The sequence below is a fragment of the Micromonospora sp. ALFpr18c genome, from assembly GCF_008868155.1.
Lineage (GTDB): Bacteria > Actinomycetota > Actinomycetes > Mycobacteriales > Micromonosporaceae > Micromonospora.
Genome location: NZ_WBKR01000397.1, coordinates 1 through 1,140 on the forward strand (window position 1 = coordinate 1; position 1,140 = coordinate 1,140).

A 1,140-nucleotide genomic window follows, 5' to 3' on the forward strand; every position below is an offset into this window, starting at 1 on the left:
GGGATCAGAACGAAAGTCGCCATGCCCCGCAGCCTCCCAGGCGGGTACGACAGCCGGCACCGGTCAGCGGCGTCTCGATCACGTCGGGCAGCAGAGTCTTGGTGATCGTCGGTGCGGTGGTGGGGTCGACCGGCTCGAGACTGGTCGGCAACGGCAACGGCAACGGGAGTGGCAGCGGCGGCTCGGCGTGGGCGGGGTTGGCGCCCAGTGCTGCGCCAAGTGCCACCGCCCCGACCGCCACCGCGGGCAGGCTGTGCCTGAGCCGTATCACCCGAGGACTGCCAACAGTCGTGCCCGGTCCGACTCGCCGGGTCGGCACCGCTGGCCGAGCGGGTACGCCTCGCCCCCTGCCGTTCCCTCCATGTGCGGAGTCTTGCCCCCGGCAAACTCGGACTACACCTCTCGTCGATATCTTCGACGGTGCACCGTGGATGGGGCGAGCTGGCGCCCTTCAGTCCAGCAGGTACGCGGTGAGCCGATCGGCGAGATGCGTCGGGTGACTGAGCGCCACCGAGTGGCCGCCGTCGATCTCATCCGGCGTGACGCCGAGTCGGTCGGCGGCCACCCGGCGCTGGAAGTCCACCGGGAAGAACCGGTCCTCGCGGCCGATGAGCACCTTCGTCGGCACGTCCGGCCAGGCGTCCAGGGGCCACGGCTCGTCTCCTTCCGCGCTGACCTGGTCGCGGCTGTGGGCCGCCGCCTCCGCCACGATCTCGGCGGACACACCGTTGTAGAACTGCTGCTCCTCGCTGAGCCCTTCCGGGCTGCGGTAACCGGTGTTGCACCACCAGTCCCCGGGCCTCTCGCCGGGCGTGGGGACCATCGGCGTGAGCAGGACGATCAGTCGTACCGGCAGCCTGGCGGCAATCAGTGGCGCGGTGAACCCGCCGTACGAATGCCCGACGACCACGAGGTCGCTCCGGTCGCCGATCGCGCTCACCACCGTCTCGGCGAACTCGGCGAACCCCGCCGAGCTGTCCTCGATCGGCAGCTCCGGCACCACCACGTCGTGGCCGCGGCGGGTGAGCTCAGGGACCAGAAGACGCCAGTCCCAGGCGCTGCCACCGCCGCCGTGGATCAGAACGAAAGTCGCCATGCCCCGCAGCCTCCCAGGCGGGTACGACAGCCGGCACCGGTCAG

General features: G+C 70.7%; 2 protein-coding genes. Both read right to left on the reverse strand.

The window, feature by feature from the left end; genetic code table 11:
• Positions 1-4: 4 nt before the first annotated feature.
• Positions 5-241 (reverse strand): hypothetical protein, encoded by a 237-nt coding sequence (locus F8271_RS31380; RefSeq protein ID WP_151493388.1) that lies wholly within the window; start codon positions 239-241, stop codon positions 5-7.
• Positions 242-451: 210 nt separating this feature from the next.
• Positions 452-1,096 carry an alpha/beta fold hydrolase gene (locus F8271_RS31385; protein WP_151493389.1) on the reverse strand — a complete coding sequence of 215 codons (645 nt, stop codon included), beginning with the start codon at positions 1,094-1,096 and terminating at the stop codon, positions 452-454.
• Positions 1,097-1,140 lie beyond the last annotated feature (44 nt).

Bases quoted from the DNA above. Each gene is read 5' to 3' on its own strand.
- F8271_RS31385 (WP_151493389.1), bottom strand. From the start codon at position 1,096: ATGGCGACTTTCGTTCTGATCCACGGCGGCGGTGGCAGCGCCTGGGAC.